Raw genomic sequence first — 21,182 nt, 5'->3', positions numbered from 1 at the left:
TGTTTAAAAGACATAACACCGGGTGAGCCTGGTTTTTTTATAATCTTTCTTATTGATATACAGTCCGGCAGAAATTTCATGACTTCCACTGCCATAACCTCTGAGTTTGCCAAGGGAATAGTCGTAAGAATACCCGATTCTGAGATCCGGGGTAGCAAATATTTCAGTAATTAAACCAATAGAATTGTTAACAGGCAGATTTTGCTGCAGGTTGCGATTGTGTATGTTGTAAGAACCTCTGTAAAAGCTGCCGATCCACACGCGCTCCTTAATTAAAAAAAAGGCATTAAAATCAACTGAGGTTGGCCCTTTAATGTCATCTTTAACTAAAATACTTGGTTTGATGTGGATGTCATCACTCAACGGAAACAATGCACCTGCGCTGAAGTAAAAATGAGGTTCAGGTACTGGTACCAGAAAATCGTTACTGTTTTTGTCAGACATATATCTGGCGACCAGGTTTGTAGCCGAAATACCCGCAAAATATTTCTTGCTGGAATAGTAAATTCCGAAACGTGCATCCGGATAGATTTTGGTTTGTGAGGCGTATGGCATGATGGCGCCATCTCCCGGGTTTATTTCGATCAACTTCCTTCCATTAAGGCCCATTTGCATCATACCTGCGGCCAATCCAAAGGAGAGGTTTGCATTTCCCTCATCATTTAACCTTAAATGATAAGCATAATTTGCAAAGGCTGTAAGACTGGTTTGTGCACCAATCTGATCATTGGCTACAATTAAACCAAGTCCGACATTACCGTCATAAAAGGATCCGTCGGCTGCGATGGAAAAGGATTTTGGTGCACCTGTTACGCCCTGCCATTGAGAACGATAAAAAGACTGAATGTAATAATCCCCTTTCGTCCCTGCATATGCCGGATTAATATGGAGCCCATTGAAGAGGTATTGGGTGAACTGGCTGTCCTGTTGGGCACGAAGTCCCTGATGGATGCAAATTAAAAGGAATAGTAATAAAGCTTTTTTCATCTTAATAACTGATCATTTAATGTTCTATTTTCCGCGGATAATGGTAATGAACCCTTTATAGACCTCCCATTTGTTGGAAGCTGATTTGATTTTCAATAGGTAGAAGTAGGTACCCTCATTTAACTGGGATCCATCCCAATCATTTTTGTATCCTTTTTTGTCGTACACAGTAGAGCCCCAGCGATTAAATATAGTGAGTTCATTGGCCTCAAAAAATTCCAGTCCCGGGATAACAAAAGTGTCGTTCATACCATCTCCATTGGGGGTAAATACATTGGGAATCGTAATGTTTGCCACTGATTTAAGGTCTGTGGAGGTATTGTTATCCGGGTTGGGATCCTGTTCAGTGGCCGTTACTGTGGCGGTATTGCTGATCATTCCGGAATTTAGAGCCTTCACCTTTATTTTAAGGTCCGCAGTTGCTCCGTTTTCCAACCTGACAATTTCCCAGAGGATGGTTTTGCTACCCTGGTTGTAATTTGCAAAACCCAATGTTGGCCTTCCAAGTTCTTCCAGAATTAATTCATTAGGCAGCACATCATGTACTTTGATCAGGTTTGCTGCACCTGCGCCATTATTTTTCACCTGAATGGTGTATTCAAAAGTATTGTTGATGCTGACCCCTTTGAGTTCTGATTGCTTTTTGATCATTACATCCGCTGTAACGGAAGGGCCGGGGTCGGAGGTTAAAATCAGCGGTGCTGAGATATCGGAGGCACAGCCTTCCGTATTGAATGAAATTACGGTATAAGTGCCGGGTAGTAATGCAACATATTCCTGTTGAGTAGCACTCGGAATCGTTACACCGTCTTTGATCCATTGATAGGATACGGCATAAACAGAATTGGCCCGTAGCTTCAGAGAAGATCCATTTGGAATATTCGTCGAAGTAGAACCAGAAGATTGCGCAAAGCATGCCGTTGCACTAAGCAACAGCATACCTGACACAAAACTTATTTTTCTGTTCGACACGTATTTAATCAGTTATAGGTAAGACATTTGTACCTTAGTTTTAAGAAACTGTAATCGTTGGTGTTCCTGGCTTAGGCGCAACGGTAATTGTTGTTGAACCGGTTTCAAGACATGCGGTACCACCTGCTGATTTTAACGTTTTTCCTGTTGCGGATACATCATATTTTACGTTGGAAGTAACAGTATAGCTGGCCGGAGTAACAGAAGTCATGTTGAATTTTTTAGAATCAGTTCCGTCTACTGTACCTGCACCAGGAGTTGTACCATTCCAATCGTAGGTAAAAACTACATTCGCAGGAAGCCCCGAGGCCGGAGTAGCCAATGAACTAACCACAGTTTTAGTTGTATTTGTTGTTCCAGCCACACAATAGGTCGTTGCTGCCGGAGTAACAGCCACAGTAAATGTAGGCAGCATATAGATATCAATAGGTGTGGATACATCTCCGGTACAGGCTGCAGGATCTGCGCTGATTACATGAGCCACCCAAAAATGTTCACCGGCTGCGGTAATATCCGTGCCACCAGTTACGGTAAGATCTGCACTACCCGCTGTTCCGGAAAAAGTATTGACTACTGCGGTATATCCGCTAACGGGAACTCCGCCGGCGTCTACCTTTTGCCATACCACCTTATCACCTGTTGCCAGTACATAAGTACCGCTATAGGCAAGTGTAACGGATCCTGTACCGCATACGTAGATGTCTGGTGTAGCTGAAAAAACGCTTAATGGCAAGATGAACAGGAAACAAAATGCTACTGCCAGTCTGATTGTTTTACTTGTCGTTTTCATAATTTTTAAAATTTTAGGGGTTTGTGAATAATTAAGAGGTTATTGAGATAATATATGTGGAATCCCAGGCTTGGGATTTACCTTTAACTGGACATTGATTACATTTGAGCATCCATCTGCTGTTAGGTTGAATACATAGGTGACGGTAATAGCTGAATTGGTGGTATTTATCAGTGTTTCGTTGATACTACTGGTCAGGCCGGAGCCTGCAGGATTACTGATACCTGAAACAACAGCACGGTTCCAATTAAAGGTGGTCCCTCCTAAATTACTTGTAGCAGTATAATTAAAGACACTGCCACTGCAGACAACGGGGCTGAGGTTGCTGCTTAGGGCAGGAAGAGGCTTTACGGTGAGGGTTGCCTGGACGGAATTGGAGCAGGTTGTAGCAGGATCTGTATAGGTATAAGTAATGGTACTGCTTCCTGAGGATACCGCAGTTACCACACCGGTACTGCTGTTAATGGTGGCGATTAAAGGATCACTACTGGACCAGACACCTCCGGTTGAAGTGCTGCTTAGTGTAGTTGACTGATTTAAACAGATATTGGTATTACCGGTAATTGGACCAACAGTAGGTAAGGCAAGGGATTTAATCTGAACCGGATGCCTTAAGGCATTGGTACAACCTGGTTTTATGGCTTCTACATAATAAATGCTGGTGGTTCCAGGAGTTAATCCCGTTACAGGAAATGAAGTACCTGTGCCCAAAACTGTACCGCCACTGGCCGTATTGTACCACTGGTAGGTGATGCCTGCCAAAGGAGCGGCAATGCTGACTGTTGCGGTTGTTCCGCAGGCACTCACTTCACTTAAAGGGCTGGCGCCAGCAATCAGGGGGCTGGGCACCCTTTGAACATCGTAGAGGTTTAAACCACCTAAAAGAGATACTACGCCACCTACTACGAATTCGACCCGGTCAAATGTCTGGCCTGGAACAAAATAAAATGTGTATTTCGCATTGCTGCCCAGTAATCCCAACAAGTCCAGACTGAGTACTGAAGCCAGACTTTGAGGAGTACCGATGGGTGTATTTCCACTATAGGCCTGGATGGAGATATTGCCCAAAAGCCCAACATTTAATAAGCTTGGAGGAATAGAAAAAGTAGCGCGGACAGCATCTCCCGTAGTAGATGGGCCGGAAAAATATACATTTTCAGATACAGTACCCGCAACCGCAAGGGTTCCTAAGGTCAAAAAAGCAGCAGTAGAAAGGGTGGGGTCGTTATCAATGGCATTCAGTGGATTCGTGACATCTGCGCCAATAGCCAATACAGCATTCACCGCCTTTCCGGCAGCCATTCCGGTTCCACAATCAAGCGGATTGTTCTGATTGTAAAATGCGTAATATGTCCTGACGGAATTTGAGCCCAGCAAGGCTCCTGTGACGGTTACTTTCACGGCATTAAATGGAACGGCAGCAGTGACTGCGGCGTAAAGATTGGTTCCATCCGGAGAAAATAGTACATTCATCGTGGTGGCTACATCTGTACCTGCAGTTGTGGAAGTTGCACCAGTCTGGACCGTAACACCTACGGAGCCAATCGTATTGATTTTGACAAAAACAATGGTGTTTGCAGGTACCACATTGGTTGTATTGGCAAATAGCAATTGAAGGGAGGATGTACTGGCAAGTCCTACCGGACTGGTAGTGGTAGCAAAAGTTTCGTCAGTTAGGATGGCGTTTGCTCCCCCGGTGGTTCCAGAGCGTAAACCCAAAATCCCGGCATAAGTTCTCAGCTGTCCCTTCACCACATTTCCTCCTCCAGCCACTAACAGGAAAGTTAGCAGCAACCAAAAACAACTTGTATATATGTTTTTCAGTCTGAGCAAGAGCATGATGAAAGAGGTTTATGGTTGTTTTTATGCCACAGGATACATGAAAACAGCCAATTTGTTTTTTTATTACCTCAAACTTAGGCCAGAAAACGGGCTTAATCTCTGTTCATATTGTTCATTTTTAGTTGCTTTATTTAAGTGTTTTTTTATTAATAATAGAACAACTATCTGCTAATGGGTTCTAAATCACTTAGCTATCGGCATTTGTATTGATTTCAGGAAAAAATCATTCATTTTGTTCATAGTTAAGTGCGTTATATTCGATTTTGAGGCGCCTTTTTATCCGGTTCAAAAAGCCCGGAATACGATAAACGAAAGATGAACGTTGTCGCTTTGAAATCGAATATAAAAGAAAATGCCCCAAAAAGTCAAAGACTTTTTGGGGCATTCCGATATTGGACCCTTATATTAATTTAAGGTCTGAATATTTAGCTATCCAGTAAGGCTGCAGCAGCATCGTCCAGAAACCAGGTAACACTTCCGTCAACGGGTTGAATCAGCTGGGTAGGGTATAACCTGGTATTCTTTTTCTTGTCTTCGATCACATGTTTTACTGCATCAGCTTTGTTTTCTCCAAAAACCAGAAATGCAATGTTTTTTGCCTTATTGATCAATGGCGCGGTGAAGCTGATGCGATAAGTAGATAATTTTTCTACAAATACAGAGTCAACCTCTACTTCTTTACTGTTCAGGATCGTTGTTCCAGGGAACAGAGAGGCCGTATGTGCGTCATCACCCATCCCTAAAAGGATCAGGTCAAAGCTCAGGTCCCCACCCTTGAAATGGGCATTGATCGCTTTGGTGTATTCAATAGCTGCTTTTTCAGGAGCCAGAGTCGTGTCTACATAGAAAATCTGATTTTCAGGAATTTCCAGCAGATCAAGCATAGCATTTTTTGCCATCAGACCATTATAACTTTCATGCGTAGGCATTACGTTACGCTCATCCCCAAAAAAGAAATAAACTTTAGTCCAGTCGATTTTATTTTTATAGGTGGTCGCCAGTGAATGGTACAATGCCTTTGGAGAGTTCCCCCCGGTAAGTACAAAATTGAAACAACCTTGTTCTTCAATCGCTTTATTGGCGATCGCTACAATATAATCGACAAGATCTTCCTGTAATTCTTCCTGGGTTTTATATATCAATAAGTTCATTACGATTTGTTTTTATTGTCAAGAGGTCAATCGTAATTGCCATATATGCCCTTACGATTAACCTCTTAAAAATGTGATTTTTTTTAATCCTTATTCAGTGGTAAAGTAAACCAATGGAAGCCATCTCTTGCAATCAAAGCTTCCGCATCTTCCGGACCCCATGAATCAGCAGTATAGTTAGGGAAGCTCAATGATTTTTTAGTCTCCCATGCATTCACGATCGGCATCAGCAATTCCCATGCACTTTCTACCTGATCTGCACGCATAAACTGGGTCTGATCTCCAGTCATTACGTCCAGTAACAACGTTTCGTAAGCTTCCGGTGCCTGAGCAGTATACGTTCCTTTATAGTCGAAAACCATATCTACAGGATTTAAAACCATGTCCAGTCCCGGTCTTTTTGCCTGAACCTGTAAACGGATACTCATTTCCGGCTGGATGCTGATGATCAGTCTGTTTTGTTGCCAGTGCTCGGTTACTCCCGAAGGGAAAACCTGGTGAGGTACATCTTTAAACTGAATGGTGATCAATGACGAAGTCTGGAATAAACGCTTTCCTGTACGTACATAGAAAGGGATTCCCTGCCAGCGCCAGTTGTCTACAAAGAACTTGATGGCAGCAAAGGTTTCTGTATTTGAATCCGGATCAACGCCATTTTCATGACGGTATCCCGGAACTTCTTTTCCCTCTACCCATCCTTTGGTGTACTGACCGCGAACGGTACTGAACCTGATGTCTTCCGGACTGAACGGACGCATTGCTTTCAATACATCGACTTTTTTATTTCTGATCTCATCTGCATCAAAGTTAATCGGGGTTTCCATGCCAATTAAACAAAGCAGTTGAAGCAGGTGATTCTGGATCATGTCTCTCAGTGCACCGGCACCCTCATAATAACCTCCTCTGTCGCCCACACCCAATTGCTCCGTTACAGAGATTTGTACGTGATCGATATAGGTACGGTTCCATAGTGGTTCCAGGAAGGAGTTGGCAAAACGGAAGGCCATGATATTCTGAACGGTTTCCTTACCCAGATAATGATCAATACGATAAATCTGTTTTTCGGTAAAGATGCTGGTCAGGATGCTGTTCAGCTCTCTGGCAGTTTCCAGGTCTCTTCCAAAAGGTTTTTCGATCACAATTCTGCAATTGTCTTCTTCCCCTGCAAGGTTATATTCAGACAGGCATTTGGCAATCAGAGGGAATAGATTTGGCGCTACTGCAAGGTAATACAGGATCTGTGTATCCGGGCCAAATTCTTTCTGATACTTCTCTATGTTAGTTTTTAAAACTCCAAAAGTTTCCGGAGCTTCTACATCAACCGGGCTGTAATGAATATTTTCTGCAAATTTGTTCCACTTATCTTCCTTCACCTTACCAGATCTGGAGAAGCTGTTTACGCCTCCCATCAATGTTTTTCTGAAATCATCATCAGTAAGCTTCTTTCGGGCTGTACCAATGATCGCATATTTTGCCGGCATAAAGCCGTCAGAATGTAGATTGTAAAGTGCAGGCGCAAGTTTGCGCAAATTTAAATCACCGGTACCACCAAAAATTACGATTATGGTTGGATTGAGGTTGATGCTTGTTTTCATTGTTGTGAATTTGTGTCTTTAGTTCACTGGGGTTATTTATGAATTGTTTGAATTCCAGTCCGCGTGGAATATTCCTTCGCTATCTGTACGTTCAAAAGTATGTGCGCCAAAAAAGTCTCGCTGTGCCTGTGTTAAGTTAAGCGGTGAATTTGCTGTTCTTAACGAATCATAATAGGTAAGGGCAGAGGCAAAACATGGTACGGCAATACCATGGTTAATTGCAGTAACTACCACATTTCTTGTTCCCGGTATGATATCTTTCAATTGTTGCTGAATGCTTTCATCCGAATAAAGGTGCGGCAGCTGAGGTTGTTTTTTATAAGCCTGATAAATATCTTCCAGTAATACCGCCCTGATGATACACCCTCCGCGCCAGATCTGGGAAATCTCCTGAAGGTTCAGTTCGTATTTATATTCAATAGAAGCCTGGTTCAACAGGTGTAAACCTTGAGCATAAGAAGTGATCATCGCAAAATATAAAGCCTGCTCCAGATGAACGATAAAAGCTTCTACATCGTCAATTTTAACCGGAGGATGAGGCAAGGCTGCACCAAGGGATACCCGAAGATCTTTGAATTTGGAAAGATCACGTGCACTTACTGATTCGTTGATGGTAGGAATCGGTAATTGAAGATCCATAGATACCTGAGAAGTCCATTTTCCTGTACCTTTTGATTTTGCCTGATCTTTGATCACGTCAATCAGGTAACCTCCGGATTTTACATCTTTAACCTTGAAAACATCTCTGGTTACTTCTAATAAAAAGGATTTTAAACGGCCATTGTTCCATTTTTCGAATACGGCATAGATCTGCTCATTGTTGTAACCCAGGCTGTTCTTTAACAGGTCATATGTTTCAGCCAGGATTTGCATCATGCTGTATTCAATACCATTGTGTACCATTTTCACAAAGTGTCCGGAGGCTCCCGGACCGATATATGCCACACATGGATCACCATTTACTTTTGCTGATACCGCCTCAAGGATTGGTTTTACGGCATTGTAAGCTGCTTTATCCCCGCCAGGCATCATGCTTGGTCCAAAACGTGCACCTTCTTCACCACCTGATATTCCCATTCCAAAGAAATGAATTCCCTGTTCAGCCAGTTCTAATGACCTTCTGGTGGTATCCGTAAAGTGCGAGTTTCCACTGTCAATGATCAGATCACCTTTATCCAGTAAAGGAAGAAGCTCCTGGATCACACTATCTACAATGGGACCTGCCGGTACCAGAAGAACAATTCTTCTTGGTAATTCCAGGCTTTGAACGAAATCTTCAAGGACCGCAAAACCTTTCAATTGATGTGCTTTACCATCCTCCTCCAGCTTCTTTAACATGTCCTGACTCTTATCATAACCTGTTACTGAGAAGCCATTGTCGGCCATGTTAAGCAATAAATTGCGGCCCATTGTGCCCAGGCCAATCATTCCTAAAGTGTACTTGTTCATTATCTGCTATTTATTTTTTAGGGTGTGTGGTGAATACGTGAAACTTCTCTTCCATATCCCATAATTTTGCACCACCCTTGATTCCATCTTTGTTGGATACAAGTTTGATGTTATGGTCTAATGGAAAATTAATCTCCTTGGAGTTGCCACCACCGATATATAGGGTGTCGTAGTTAAATACTGTTTTGTAGATTTCAATCACGCGTTTCAGACGCTCATTCCATTCTTTCTTTCCGTGTTTCTCAAAAGCCTTATTGCCGAGATAATCATCGTAATCCTTGGTCTTGGTAATTGGAAGATGTGCCAGTTCCAGATGTGGAAGCAGGTCTCCGTCAAATACCAGGGCTGTGCCGAAACCGGTGCCTACGGTAAATACAATTTCAAAACCTTTACCGGATACAATACCCAGTGCCTGTTGATCTGCATCGTTAATCAGGCGGACAGGTTTTCCAAATGCATCACTGATTTGTTGTGCAAGATCCACATTGGTCCATTTGTTTTTAGCCAGGTTTGGTGCGGTTTGTACCACGCCACATTTTACATAACCAGGAAAACCAATAGAAATTTTTTCGAAAGGAAGATCCAGTGTCGCCACCAGTTCCCTGATCGATTTGATCACCTGCTCCGGGTTGGAGTCTTTGGGAGTGGGAAGTTTTTTAAATTCGGAAAGCAGTTCACCCTTAGGGTCTAAAATACATGCTTTGATGCTTGTTCCACCAATATCGATGGATAAAATATTCTTGTTTTTCTGTTCTTCAGGCATGTAGGATTTGTATAAAAATAACCCGGTGTACTAATAACACTCAAAATAACAAAAAATCGTCCATTTAAAGATGCTAAACCTCAAGATAATACAATAAAAAAACATTCCATCACCTCAGACCTTATTCAAGGCTTGTTTAATCTCTGTATACAACAACCCACTTCCACCGCCAAAATGATAAATGACCGGAATGACTGGGTTTAACTTTTTGAGTGCTGTTTCCAGTTGCTTTTCAGTTTCCGGGGCCAAACCTGCGCCAATCAGTACAAGGTCAAATGATCCGGAAGTAAAGCTGGCTACTGCGGCTTCCGGAGAAACCACAGCAGTACCAGTCATTTGTTCATCTTTATTGATCAGGCGGATGATGGTTGCTGAAATTTCCGGATGACAGCAGACTACTAAAATTTCTGTCTTTTCCATCGCATTAATAGTTCATAGGGACTTCCATCAATAAAACCTCTGTCGCGCTGATCGCTTCAATATCAATTGATTCGGTTTCCCATAATCCGTAGCCATCCCGTTCTTCCAGTTGCTGATCATTTACTTTTACCGCACCTTTAATCACAAATGCATAAATGCCGTTTTCTTTGTTTTTTAAACGATGGGTCAGCTTAACTCCTGCTTCAAGTTTACCGATGTGAAACCAGGCATTCTGATAAATCCAGACTCCGCTGTCCTCCTGATCGGGGGATAAGATCTGGGTAAACTCATTGGGCTTTAGTAAAGTGTCATATCGTTCCTGCTGATACCTTGGGCTAACGTTGCGCCGGTTAGGAAACAACCAGATCTGAAGGAATTTCACTGGCTGGTTTTTGTCCTTATTAAATTCTTTATGGTAGATGCCTGTTCCGGCGCTCATGACCTGTATTTCTCCTGGTTCAATAATGGCTACATTTTGCATGCTGTCTTCATGTTGAAGAGATCCTTCCAATGCAATCGAGATGATTTCCATATTGTCATGAGGATGTTCACCGAATCCCATTCCTCCATCTACGATGTCGTCATTTAGTACCCTCAACGCACCAAACTGTATGCGTTCAGGATCATAATTCATTCCGAAGCTAAATGTCTGATAGCTTTTCAACCAGCCATGATCGGCGAGGCTGCGGCTGTTGGCCTGATGTAATATCGTGTTTGCCATATTTGTGTTTTTTATATCGGGTTAAACTTAAAGATGAAATACCAGTTTTCGGGCCAGATCAATTTCTTCCCTGCTAATGGTGTGCGCCCTTCCAGGGTAAATTTTCACCTGTACTTCTGCATTCATTTCTTTTAGGATATCGCTGCTCGCTTCAACTCTGGAAACCGGAACATGAGGATCCGGATTTCCGGTGCTGATGAATACGGGTGTCTGCATGAAGTCCCCGCTGTAATTAGCCCTGTTGATCGTTTCTCCAATCAGGCCTCCGGTAAATGCAATTGCACCACCATATTGTGCAGCATTCCTGCTGATATATTCCAATGTCAGACAGGCGCCCTGGGAAAATCCGGCGAAAAAAATCTTATTTAATGGAATGCCCTTTGCAACAATATCGGCCACCAGTTCCGAGATGAGTTCCAGTGCAGAGTTTAAAGCCGGTTGATTCTCATTCTCTGGCGCCATAAAGCTATAGGGATACCAACTATGGTTGGTTGCCTGCGGGGCAAATAAGGCAGCGTCATCCACCTGAAAATGATCGTTCAGACTAATGATATCGACTGCCGTAGCACCACGGCCATGTAGAAAGATAATCGCTTTATCTGCACTTTCTACCGGAATTCCGGCCGTGATGATGTTTTTATGGTGTGTATACATAATTAACTTAATTTAGGTAAAATGCCCTCAATTACTGCACGGTTACTTTCATATTGTGCCGGTAATTTCAAATTGGTGCCCAACTCCTCTAAAGACTCATCAACGGTGAAGCCGGGGTTGTCTGTTGCCAGTTCAAAAAGTACCCCTCCTGGTTCACGGAAGTATAAGGAATAGAAATAGTTGCGGTCAATTTTTTCGGTAATGTTTAAACCCAGTTCCACAATCTTATCTCTGAAATACATCAAAGTCTCTTCGTCTTTAACCCGGAAGGCAACATGGTGTACTGAACCACCTGCAACATGCCCTACAGCTTCCCCAGGTGCTTCTACTAAATCTACAATTGCTGCATGTTCCACACTATCAGTAATGAAACGGGAGCGGTTTACCTCAGTTTCCTGTAAGCGATAACCCAATACATGGGTTAAAATTGCTGCAGTGGCTTCCATTTTGTTGGTGGTAATGGTAATATGATGGAATCCATGAACCGCATTTTCTTTACTCACTTCTTTGGTTTCCCACTGTGCCCTGTTATCCGGATTTTTTGCTTCTGTCAATTCAAACTTCAAGCCGTCAGGATCCAGAAAAGTTAAATACCTTTCTCCGAATTTTACCGCGGGTTTATTATAAATGATGTTGTTTTTTTCAAATCTGCTCTGCCAGAAATCAAGACTTCCTGCAGGTACACTATATCCGATTTCAGTCACCTGTCTGGTCCCTCTTCTGCCGGTTCCGATGCCTTCCCATGGGAAGAAGGTCAGGATACTCCCCGGAGTTCCATGTTCGTCTCCATAATAAAAATGATAAGTATGAGGATCATCGAAATTAACAGTTTTTTTAACTAACCTTAATCCCAATACCCGGGTATAAAAATCATAGTTCTTTTTTGCGTTTCCTGCGATGGCAGTAATGTGGTGGATACCTAAAATTTCGTTTTTCATAACTCAATTATTAATTACACCACAAAATTACGGCCTGCAACCGGGGGAAATCTTACCATATCGTAAGAAATAACTTTTTTGTAACTTTAAAAATGTCATTATAGTTTCATAACTATTATTAAGAAATTAAATTTTAACGAATCCTGCATAAGTTTGCTACTCCCCAAAAGTCCATCTTAATGAAAAAGAATTATATATCAAATTCGTCCGAATCTGTTAGAATGTTTAAGAGTTCATTTTTAGAAAGCCTGTCTAAAGTTCCTTATTTTGTACCCTTGATTGTATTCATTCCGGTGATCGGGTATTTTTGCTGGCAATCATTTGTACTAAACAATCCGCTTACTGCCATCGGTCAGATCCTGGTCGGGCTTTTTATCTGGACCTTAATAGAATATGTAATGCATCGCTTTGTGTTTCACTTTTATCCAAAGTCAGAGTGGGGCAGAAGGATTCACTTTATCTTTCATGGTGTACATCATGATTACCCAAATGATGCGCATAGATTGGTGATGCCACCCTCCGCAAGCATTCCTTTGGCCACGGCCTTTTATTTTTTGTTTAAAGTGCTGATTCCTGTAACAATACTGGACGGCTTCTTTGCTGGTTTCATACTGGGTTATCTGGTTTATGACATGACACACTACATGTTGCACCATGCAAAGTTTACCGCTCCTTTCTGGAAGAAACTCAAACAACACCATATGTTACACCATTACGATGATGCAACGAAAGGTTATGGGGTAACTTCTGACCTTTGGGATAAAGTTTTTGGCTCTGAGCTTTCAAAAAGGACATCGAAATAACCTTAGTCCGGTAGGATACCCTGAGGTCGGAATAATCTGCTCATCGTAGTGGATTAGAGGAGTGATTGCCAAAAAAGCTTAACATTTTGACAATTATCGCCAATTTTATGACTGGAATTCGTCTTTTCTTTGGAGATACCACAATACTCACCGGATAAATAATGGAGATGAAGTTTTTAAAAGGCAAAGTTTGCCATCGCATGATGTTTATTTTAAGTTGTGCTGCGGCACTTGCTTTACCAGAAAAGGGAATTGCGCAGATTTTTACAGATAAGAATTATGTAAAAATCAGTCCTGAGGACAAAGAAGCAGATATCATTAAAAAAGCGGCAAATGTAACACCTTCCCCACGACAATTAAGATGGCAACAACTGGAACTTACAGCCTTTATTCATTTTGGGATCAATACTTTTACGAACAAAGAATGGGGGGATGGTACGGAAGATCCCAAAATTTTTAATCCTCAGGAACTGGATGCCCGTCAATGGGTGAAGGTTTGTAAAGACGCAGGATTTAAGCAAATTATCCTGACTGCGAAACATCATGATGGATTTTGTTTATGGCCAAGTAAATTCACAGAACATTCGGTTAAAAATAGTCCATGGAAAGAGGGAAAAGGGGATGTCGTACGTGAGGTGGCAGAAGCTTGTAAGGAGTTCGGTATCGGCTTTGGAATTTATCTTTCGCCCTGGGACCGCAATTCTCCTTACTTTGGAAGTATGCAGTATAACGACTATTTCATCAATCAGCTGACCGAACTGCTTACCCAATATGGACAAATTGATGAGGTCTGGTTTGATGGCGCAAATGGAGAAGGACCTACCGGTAAAAAGCAGGTGTATGAATATAACAGATGGTATAACCTGATTCGTAAATTGCAACCTTCTGCTACGATTGCGGTGTCGGGTCCGGATGTGAGATGGATTGGAACAGAAACGGGATATGGAAGAGAAACAGAATGGAGCATCGTTCCGGGAGATCAGATGATTCCTGAGGCGGTAGCTGCTAATTCTCAGAAAAATGTTGATTTTGCTCCACGTGACCTGATGTCTGATGATCTTGGAAGCCGGATAAAAATAGCTAAAGCAAAGAGCCTGGTATGGTATCCGGCAGAGATTGATGTGTCTATCCGTCCGGGATGGTTTCATCATCCGGCAGAAGATACAAAAGTGAAAACACCGGAAAAACTGCTGGATATTTATTATAGTTCGGTGGGCAGAAACGGAGTGCTTTTGTTGAATATCCCACCCGATAAACGCGGATTGATCAGCGATAGTGATGTCAGTTCCTTAATCGGATTTAGGAAATACCTGGATGAGACATTTGAAAATAACCTGCTGAAATCAGCAAAGGTCAATGGTAATGCTTCAAAGAAAACAGCATCATTGTTTGATGGTAAAGATAGTTCTTACTGGAAAACCGGAAAGAAAGGAGAAGGGCATCTGCTGCTGAACTTTGAGCTGGACAAAGCGCAAAAATTTGATGTGTTGCTTCTTCAGGAAAATCTGCAGATAGGACAAAGAGTAGAACAGTTTGTATTGGAATATAAGGAAGGAACAAGCTGGAAAAAGGCGACGGAAGGAACAACAATCGGTTACAAACGTCTACTGCGTTTTCCTGCGGTGACTGCCAGAGAACTGAGATTGAAAATTATTTCTTCGAGGCTTCAGCCGGCCATTGCTGAAGTTGGATTATACCTGCGTCCTGAAGGGAGTGGTGTCCAGTAAACATAGTATAGGAAATAAGACAGATTGTTTATGCTGCTGTCTTAAAATTGTTTGGTAATCCATACACTGCGTTCAAACACAGCGAATAAATTATTTTTAATTTAAAAACAAACTTTGCAGGAAGTACTTTAAGGATATTTTTATCTTAATTTTATACCGTATTGATTTTAACGTAAAAATGGCAGACTTTTTGATGTCTCATTTACAGTTAATTAATAACAAACCCTAAAACAAAAAGTTATGGCTTTCAAAGCAAGATTAGACTTTTCGGGCAAGGAGTACGATGTACTTCACTGCGCCTATTCCCTAAACCGTGATGTAGATGCAAAAGGAAGACCTTCTTCCGGAGTTTATGGTGGAACGATCGATATCGAGATCGAATCTACCGAAGACACCTCTGTCATCGAAGCAATGGTAAACAACCAGTACAAACCTTTAACCGGTACTTTACTGATCAAAAAATCAGAAGAAGATGCGAAGATGAAGGAAGTTCATTTTGAAGACGGATATATTGTGAAATATTCCGAAGGAATCAACATCGTTGGAGATAATCCAATGACATTGAAATTCCAGATCTCTGCCCGTAAATTGAAACTCGGCAACGCTGAGCACACCAATGACTGGCCTAAGGCATAATTCAAATTAAGGAAGTTTAACATTTAAAAAAACATTATCATGGCATTTAAAACCAGGCTGAACTTAGGTTCAAAAGAATTCGATGTGTTGCAGTGCAGCTTTTCATTGAACAGGGACGTAGACGCAAAAGGACGTCCGTCATCAGGTGTTTACGGTGGAACAATTCACCTTGAAGTAGAATCTACAGAAGATACTTCAGTGATTGAATCTATGGTGAACAATCAGTACAAACCACTTTCAGGTACCATTACCTTTAAAAAAGGTGAAGAAGATGCAAAGATGAAAGAATTGTCATTCGAAGACAGCTACATCATCCAGTACAACGAGGGTATTGCGGTGAACGACAATACACCAATGACATTAAGTTTTGTAATATCGGCCCGTAAATTAAAGATCGGTAATGCAGAACATATCAACGACTGGCCAAAAGCTTAAGTAAATAACCATTCGTTGCAATCCGCAGGAGCTTCAGGTTCCTGCGGATTTTTTTTATGCTATCTGTTTACCAATACTAAACATTCGTTTGGAATCTTATACTAAATGGTTATCTTAGGGGCAGTGATAACACGCTAAAATTAAACCTAAACAAACCACATGAACAGATTTTTTCTCCTGGCATTTCTTCTGATCTGCTCTATCAAATTATCGGCACAATCTAAGATCTCCCTGATTCCCTTACCTGCAAAAATGGAAGAAAGAAAAGGGAGTTTTTTATTGGATAAAAATGTATACATCAGTTATCCGAACACGGAATTAAAAGACCTCGCTGTTTACCTGCAGTCTGCAATCCTGGAGACCAGTGGTCTGAAAGCCGGACTGCGTACCGGAAGGTGGATGCAAAGAGGGGCAAGAACAATTAGCCTGCAAATTGATCCGGCAGTAACAGCCAAAGAGGGCTATCAACTGGACGTTAGCCCGCTAAAAATCACCCTTAAAGCCAGTACAGAAAATGGCCTCTTCTATGCCATTCAAACTCTTCAGCAATTAATTCCCTTAACAGGAGCAAAAAAGATTCCCGCACTGGTTATCGAAGATGAACCCCGTTTCAGCTGGAGAGGTATGATGTTCGATAACTGCCGCCATATGTTTTCTGTAGATTTTATCAAAAAGTTTATCGATCAGCTGGCTAAACATAAACTGAATAAGTTCCACTGGCACCTGACAGAAGATCAGGGCTGGAGGATTGAGATCAAAAAATATCCGCGCTTACAGGAAATTGCGGCCTATAGAAATGGAACACAGATTGGCCCGGATCGTAAAAAAGATGTAGACACGATTAGGTATGGTGGTTATTATACTCAGGAACAGGTAAAAGAAGTGGTAGCTTATGCCACTTCCAGATATGTAGAGGTAATTCCTGAAATAGAAATGCCAGGACATTCCGTGGCCGCGATTACTGCTTATCCTTATCTGGCATGTGGAGCAGTGAGCTTTGAAAATGGAAAACCTTTTGAAGTAAGAAAGGTGTGGGGCGTATCAAAAGATTTATACTGTGCTGGAAATGAGCAGGTCTTCACTTTTCTGGAAGATGTGCTCTCTGAAATTATGCCTTTATTCCCATCTCAATATATCCATATTGGTGGAGATGAGGCCCCGCATGATGCCTGGAAAACCTGTCCTAAATGTCAGGCCAGAATGAAGACGGAAGGTTTATCGGATGAGGCCGCTTTACAGAGCTGGTTTATCAGAAGAATGGAGAAATTCATCAATCAAAAAGGAAAGAAAATCATTGGCTGGGAAGAAATCATGCAGGGAGGATTGGCAGAAAATGCAACCGTTCATTCCTGGTTAGGCGTGGAAAGTGGATTGAAAGCAGCCAAAAGTGGCCATGATGCCATCATGTCTCCATATTCTCATTTGTATTTTGATGGATATCAGGCAGATTCTAAAATAGAACCGATGGCTATCGGTTATTGGGTGCCGTTGGATAGCGTATATGCTTTTGAACCTGTCCACCCGGCATTGAAAGATAAGGAAGCCAAACATATCCTTGGAGCCCAGGCAAATTTATGGACAGAGTTTATCGGTACTGAAGATTATTTTCAATACATGGTCTTCCCGAGGATTGCTGCATTATCAGAAATAGACTGGTCGCCGAAAGCATCCAGGAATTTTGATGACTTTAACAACAGACTGGTTGCTCAATATCAACGGTATGAAAAACAGGGAATTCAGTTCCGTGTTCCCGTGCCAAAGTTAGCGGTAGTCCGGACTTCCGGACTGAGTTCTACAATTGCATTAACAGATCCTACAAAAAATGGCATCATCAGGTTTACGCTCGATGGTGGGGAAGTGACTCCGGCATCTTCACGGTATATAGAACCGGTAACCTTACAAAAGGATCAGGTAATCCGATATGCCTTGTTCTTTAAAGACAAAAGAAAAGGATCTACAGATTCATTTCCCAAAATAAAGAAGGCTAAAAAATAAGCCATTCATTATTTATTGCAAGAAAAGGCGCTATCCATACCCGGATAGCGCCTTTTCTGTTGATAGCCTGCTTAGTCCGATAGGTCAGGGTTGATAAAGTTGAGCAGATCATTTAGGACAATATCGTGTCATCATTAGACAATCAAAGTAGAGTTCCGGGCATTTAACGCCCTTAACTTTAGTCCTGCCATCCCCCGCAAACTTTATAACCAATAATTCACCTAAACTAACCAACTATGATTCGTTTACATTTACTATTATTATTTGTTTTTCTGACCTGTGGCTTTGCAAAAGCTCAGGTTAGAAATATTTTCGGTAAAACACTGGATAAAGCAGACAATTCGCCTCTGCCGGGAGTCTCTATCATGCTTAAAGGAAGCAAGAAGGGCGTACAGTCGGATGCCAAAGGGAATTTTACTTTAGATGTCGGATCCGCCGCTTCAGCAGTTTTGATCGTCAACTATGTCGGCTATGGCAGTCAGCAGATAGAGGTTGGCAATAAGACACAATTAGACATCTACCTGGTTCAGGCAGACCAGGGTCTGAACGAAGTGGTTGTGGTAGGATACGGAACGCAGAAAAAGGTAAACCTGACCGGATCGGTAGCCAGCATCAGTTCTGCGCAGATTACCGGCAGACCGGTTACTTCTATGCAAAATGCCCTGCAGGGAATTAGTCCTGGCTTAACCGTGAAATCCTCAACAGGGGATGTGGGTGGCGATATCGGCGGTTTGTCTCTCCGCGGAACGAACCAGATCACACTGGCCGGGCAGAGCGCAGTCTCAAAAGAGCCTTTGATTGTCGTAGATGGAATTCCGGCAAGCCCGGCAGATTTTGCCCGCATCAATTCCAATGATGTGGAAAGTATTTCAGTACTCAAAGATGCAGCTTCTGCCTCTATTTATGGTAACAGGGCTGCAAATGGAGTCATCCTGGTGACTACCAAAAAAGGAAAAGCAGGGGTGATGAATATTGAATATAACGGGTATTATGGACAACAGGCGCCAACCAATATCCCTAAATACCTGGGCTCTCCGCAATATGCACGTTTGCTGAATGAAGCGCTGAAAAATGCGGGCAGACCAGTTCGCTTTACAGACGAAGAGATTCGCAAGTTCGACACCGGAGAAGATTCGGACAAGTATCCGAATACCGACTGGTATAAGGCGTCATTAAGAAAGAATGCGCCATTACAGGACCATCAGATTAGTGTAAGCGGCGGAGAGAAAATTAAATTCTATTCCGGTTTTGGTTACATGAACCAGGAATCCCTGAAAGCAGGAAAAGACCTGGATCGTTATTCCTTCCGCTTAAATACAAATGCAACAGTAAATAAACGCCTGAACCTGAGTACTACCAGCTCTTTCACTCAGGAGATGTTCCAGATGGGTAAGGGAGATTATTCATTTACCACTTTAAACAGAAACGTACCCAGTATTCCGATTCGTCATACTGATGGAACCTGGGGAAGCCTGAATGGGGGCGTATTTGACCCCCTGGTTAGTGGAAACACGGTAAGAACGATAGAAGAGGGAGGACGTAGCAGTTCGAAAGAACAAAGAATCAATACTGCAGTAAATGCTGATCTGACCCTGATAGAGGGACTGGTTTTACGCGGAACAGCTTCTTATAATGCCTACAATAAAACGGCCTCAACGTTCACAAATGAAATGGCGCCGATCATCAACTTTTTGACAAAACAACCGGTCGCCAGTACAGCGGTAACACCAAACGCATTAGACGAAAGGTGGGATAGAAACAACAGAATGCTCTTGCAGGGAACAGCAGAGTATGAAAAAATAATTGGAAAACACTATGGCAAAATACTGGCAGGAACATCTTATGAGTCGTTCCAGTCCAGGTTTATCCGCGCGGGGCGTAAAGATTTCCCAAACAATGATCTTGGGGTAATCAACGCGGGGGCCAATAATCCTAATTTTAATACGAACGAAGGAAACCTTGGAGAGTGGGCTATTCAGTCTTTCTTCGGAAGGATGAATTATGTGTTCAACGACAGGTATTTATTGGAAGCGAACATCAGGTTTGATAAATCTTCCCGGTTTGGACCGGAGAACAGACTGGCTGTTTTTCCTGGTTTTTCAGCTGGATGGAGGATCAGTCAGGAAGAATTCATGAAACAGGTCAAATGGATTGACGACCTGAAACTACGGGCCTCCTGGGGTAAACTGGGGAACCAGGACAATGTAGGTAATTATGATTATCTGGATCTTTTGGTATCAAAGTTTGCCTATTCTTTTGCAGACCAGACCCAGAACGGGGTATGGCAGGAAAAGGGCTCAAATTCAAAAGTAAGTTGGGAAAAGACAACAGTCTCCAACCTGGGACTGGATCTTTCTATGTTCAAAGGGAAGGTCAACCTGACGGCTGATTATTATGTCCGAAATACCAATGACATTTTACTTTCTTTACAAAGTGCGCTGGAATATGGCTTGGTGGCTCCGGCGCAGAATGCAGGTTCGGTTCAGAATAAAGGTCTGGAATTGCAATTGGGCTATAAGAACAATATTGGTGCATTTACTTATGGAATCGGGGCAAATATGGCTAAGGTCTGGAACAAAATTACTTCCTTATCCAGTGCAGATGGTAACATCAACGATAAATACATCTATAAAGTAGGTGAGCCATTGGGATCTTTCTATATGTATAAAACCCAGGGATTGTTTGCCAGTGATGCAGATGCGGCGGCGGCTCCTAAAATCAATTCAGCCTCTAAAGGCGGAGATATCAAATACATGGATCTAAATGGGGATGGTAAAATTGATGCCAATGACAGGACGATTGTTGGAAATGATCAGCCATTTTTTACCTATGGTTTTAACCTCAATATGGGGTATAAAGGATTCGATTTCTCTATGCTTGCGCAGGGGGTTACGAATGTTAAAGTTTATCTGGACAACGAGGCTTCCATGGCCTTCTTTAATGGTGCAGGGGTAAAACCTATTCATGAGCAACGATGGACGGTAGAAAACCCGGATCCAAATGCAGCGTATCCAAGAGTGTTAAAGTCAGAAAATAACACCCAAAATACCGTATTCTCAGACTTCTGGTTATTTAATGCAGCTTACCTGAGGATCAAATCGCTTTCATTGGGTTATACTTTTAACGATCCCTTGCTTTCGAAAATGCATCTGGGTGGCTTGAGAATTTACCTGAGTGCAACTAATCCTTTCACGGTAAGAGCAGATAAACGTCTTAAAGATTTTGATCCTGAGGTGCCTTCAGCAAGGTCTTCTTATCCCGGTTTAAAATCTTATGTAATGGGTTTAAGTGTTCGTTTTTAATT

Annotated in this window: 18 protein-coding genes; 6 read left to right on the top strand and 12 right to left on the bottom strand. The window is 42.2% G+C overall.

The features are described from left to right. Positions 1 to 3: 3 nt before the first annotated feature. From BFS30_RS00540 to BFS30_RS00485, 12 genes are all read right to left on the bottom strand, one after another. A complete protein-coding gene (locus BFS30_RS00540; RefSeq protein WP_069377487.1) occupies positions 4 to 987 on the bottom strand; it encodes a type IX secretion system membrane protein PorP/SprF in 984 nt (327 codons plus the stop codon). Between the two features lie 24 nt (positions 988 to 1,011). Continuing rightward, positions 1,012 to 1,959, bottom strand: coding sequence for a gliding motility-associated C-terminal domain-containing protein (locus BFS30_RS00535; RefSeq protein ID WP_069377486.1), 948 nt, complete (start codon positions 1,957 to 1,959; stop codon positions 1,012 to 1,014). 40 nt (positions 1,960 to 1,999) lie between these two features. Beyond that, a complete protein-coding gene (locus BFS30_RS00530) occupies positions 2,000 to 2,749 on the bottom strand; it encodes a hypothetical protein (RefSeq protein ID WP_069377485.1) in 750 nt (249 codons plus the stop codon). 39 nt (positions 2,750 to 2,788) lie between these two features. After that, positions 2,789 to 4,522 (bottom strand): hypothetical protein, encoded by a 1,734-nt coding sequence (locus BFS30_RS00525; protein ID WP_157262840.1) that lies wholly within the window; start codon positions 4,520 to 4,522, stop codon positions 2,789 to 2,791. Between the two features lie 494 nt (positions 4,523 to 5,016). Next, positions 5,017 to 5,742 (bottom strand): 6-phosphogluconolactonase, encoded by a 726-nt coding sequence (pgl, locus tag BFS30_RS00520; protein WP_069377483.1) that lies wholly within the window; start codon positions 5,740 to 5,742, stop codon positions 5,017 to 5,019. Positions 5,743 to 5,825: 83 nt separating this feature from the next. Beyond that, positions 5,826 to 7,337, bottom strand: coding sequence for a glucose-6-phosphate dehydrogenase (gene zwf, locus BFS30_RS00515; protein ID WP_069377482.1), 1,512 nt, complete (start codon positions 7,335 to 7,337; stop codon positions 5,826 to 5,828). Between the two features lie 36 nt (positions 7,338 to 7,373). Next, entirely contained in the window at positions 7,374 to 8,786 is a 1,413-nt protein-coding gene (gene gndA / locus BFS30_RS00510; protein ID WP_069377481.1) for an NADP-dependent phosphogluconate dehydrogenase, read from the bottom strand. A gap of 10 nt (positions 8,787 to 8,796) precedes the next feature. Beyond that, entirely contained in the window at positions 8,797 to 9,549 is a 753-nt protein-coding gene (locus BFS30_RS00505; protein WP_069377480.1) for an ROK family protein, read from the bottom strand. A 114-nt stretch (positions 9,550 to 9,663) separates the two neighbouring features. After that, positions 9,664 to 9,969: a response regulator gene (locus tag BFS30_RS00500; protein ID WP_069377479.1), complete on the bottom strand. Its 306-nt coding sequence runs from the start codon at positions 9,967 to 9,969 to the stop codon at positions 9,664 to 9,666. A 4-nt stretch (positions 9,970 to 9,973) separates the two neighbouring features. Further along, positions 9,974 to 10,690, bottom strand: a complete 717-nt coding sequence (locus BFS30_RS00495; RefSeq protein ID WP_069377478.1) for a pirin family protein — start codon at positions 10,688 to 10,690, stop codon at positions 9,974 to 9,976. Positions 10,691 to 10,717: 27 nt separating this feature from the next. Beyond that, positions 10,718 to 11,344 carry an alpha/beta hydrolase gene (locus BFS30_RS00490; protein WP_069377477.1) on the bottom strand — a complete coding sequence of 209 codons (627 nt, stop codon included), beginning with the start codon at positions 11,342 to 11,344 and terminating at the stop codon, positions 10,718 to 10,720. A gap of 2 nt (positions 11,345 to 11,346) precedes the next feature. Beyond that, positions 11,347 to 12,282: a ring-cleaving dioxygenase gene (locus BFS30_RS00485; protein WP_069377476.1), complete on the bottom strand. Its 936-nt coding sequence runs from the start codon at positions 12,280 to 12,282 to the stop codon at positions 11,347 to 11,349. Positions 12,283 to 12,461: 179 nt separating this feature from the next. On the opposite strand from BFS30_RS00485, the gene BFS30_RS00480 reads away from it, so the two are divergent. The 6 genes from BFS30_RS00480 to BFS30_RS00455 all read left to right on the top strand — a co-directional run bounded on the left by BFS30_RS00480 (position 12,462) and on the right by BFS30_RS00455 (position 21,180). Then, positions 12,462 to 13,085: a sterol desaturase family protein gene (locus BFS30_RS00480; RefSeq protein WP_069377475.1), complete on the top strand. Its 624-nt coding sequence runs from the start codon at positions 12,462 to 12,464 to the stop codon at positions 13,083 to 13,085. Between the two features lie 200 nt (positions 13,086 to 13,285). Then, entirely contained in the window at positions 13,286 to 14,812 is a 1,527-nt protein-coding gene (locus BFS30_RS00475) for an alpha-L-fucosidase (protein WP_069377474.1), read from the top strand. Positions 14,813 to 15,052: 240 nt separating this feature from the next. Next, positions 15,053 to 15,448, top strand: a complete 396-nt coding sequence (gene tssD / locus BFS30_RS00470; protein ID WP_069377473.1) for a type VI secretion system tube protein TssD — start codon at positions 15,053 to 15,055, stop codon at positions 15,446 to 15,448. 39 nt (positions 15,449 to 15,487) lie between these two features. Next, positions 15,488 to 15,883, top strand: coding sequence for a type VI secretion system tube protein TssD (gene tssD / locus BFS30_RS00465; protein WP_069377472.1), 396 nt, complete (start codon positions 15,488 to 15,490; stop codon positions 15,881 to 15,883). 159 nt (positions 15,884 to 16,042) lie between these two features. Continuing rightward, positions 16,043 to 17,878 carry a beta-N-acetylhexosaminidase gene (locus BFS30_RS00460; RefSeq protein WP_069377471.1) on the top strand — a complete coding sequence of 612 codons (1,836 nt, stop codon included), beginning with the start codon at positions 16,043 to 16,045 and terminating at the stop codon, positions 17,876 to 17,878. A gap of 236 nt (positions 17,879 to 18,114) precedes the next feature. Further along, a complete protein-coding gene (locus BFS30_RS00455; protein ID WP_083251884.1) occupies positions 18,115 to 21,180 on the top strand; it encodes a SusC/RagA family TonB-linked outer membrane protein in 3,066 nt (1,021 codons plus the stop codon). Positions 21,181 to 21,182: the final 2 nt, after the last annotated feature.

This window comes from Pedobacter steynii, from assembly GCF_001721645.1.
GTDB lineage: Bacteria > Bacteroidota > Bacteroidia > Sphingobacteriales > Sphingobacteriaceae > Pedobacter > Pedobacter steynii_A.
Note: the sequence above shows the minus strand (reverse complement) of the source record. Positions and strands in the feature narration are given on the sequence as shown.

Excerpts from the sequence above, each read along its gene's own strand:
- BFS30_RS00540 (WP_069377487.1), bottom strand. The coding sequence starts at position 987 with ATGAAAAAAGCTTTATTACTATTCCTTTTAATTTGCATCCATCAGGGA.
- BFS30_RS00530 (WP_069377485.1), bottom strand. The coding sequence starts at position 2,749 with ATGAAAACGACAAGTAAAACAATCAGACTGGCAGTAGCATTTTGTTTC.
- pgl (WP_069377483.1), bottom strand. The coding sequence starts at position 5,742 with ATGAACTTATTGATATATAAAACCCAGGAAGAATTACAGGAAGATCTT.
- zwf (WP_069377482.1), bottom strand. The coding sequence starts at position 7,337 with ATGAAAACAAGCATCAACCTCAATCCAACCATAATCGTAATTTTTGGT.
- gndA (WP_069377481.1), bottom strand. The coding sequence starts at position 8,786 with ATGAACAAGTACACTTTAGGAATGATTGGCCTGGGCACAATGGGCCGC.
- BFS30_RS00505 (WP_069377480.1), bottom strand. The coding sequence starts at position 9,549 with ATGCCTGAAGAACAGAAAAACAAGAATATTTTATCCATCGATATTGGT.
- BFS30_RS00500 (WP_069377479.1), bottom strand. The coding sequence starts at position 9,969 with ATGGAAAAGACAGAAATTTTAGTAGTCTGCTGTCATCCGGAAATTTCA.
- BFS30_RS00495 (WP_069377478.1), bottom strand. The coding sequence starts at position 10,690 with ATGGCAAACACGATATTACATCAGGCCAACAGCCGCAGCCTCGCCGAT.
- BFS30_RS00490 (WP_069377477.1), bottom strand. The coding sequence starts at position 11,344 with ATGTATACACACCATAAAAACATCATCACGGCCGGAATTCCGGTAGAA.
- BFS30_RS00485 (WP_069377476.1), bottom strand. The coding sequence starts at position 12,282 with ATGAAAAACGAAATTTTAGGTATCCACCACATTACTGCCATCGCAGGA.
- BFS30_RS00480 (WP_069377475.1), top strand. The coding sequence starts at position 12,462 with ATGAAAAAGAATTATATATCAAATTCGTCCGAATCTGTTAGAATGTTT.
- BFS30_RS00475 (WP_069377474.1), top strand. The coding sequence starts at position 13,286 with ATGATGTTTATTTTAAGTTGTGCTGCGGCACTTGCTTTACCAGAAAAG.
- tssD (WP_069377473.1), top strand. The coding sequence starts at position 15,053 with ATGGCTTTCAAAGCAAGATTAGACTTTTCGGGCAAGGAGTACGATGTA.
- tssD (WP_069377472.1), top strand. The coding sequence starts at position 15,488 with ATGGCATTTAAAACCAGGCTGAACTTAGGTTCAAAAGAATTCGATGTG.
- BFS30_RS00460 (WP_069377471.1), top strand. The coding sequence starts at position 16,043 with ATGAACAGATTTTTTCTCCTGGCATTTCTTCTGATCTGCTCTATCAAA.
- BFS30_RS00455 (WP_083251884.1), top strand. The coding sequence starts at position 18,115 with ATGATTCGTTTACATTTACTATTATTATTTGTTTTTCTGACCTGTGGC.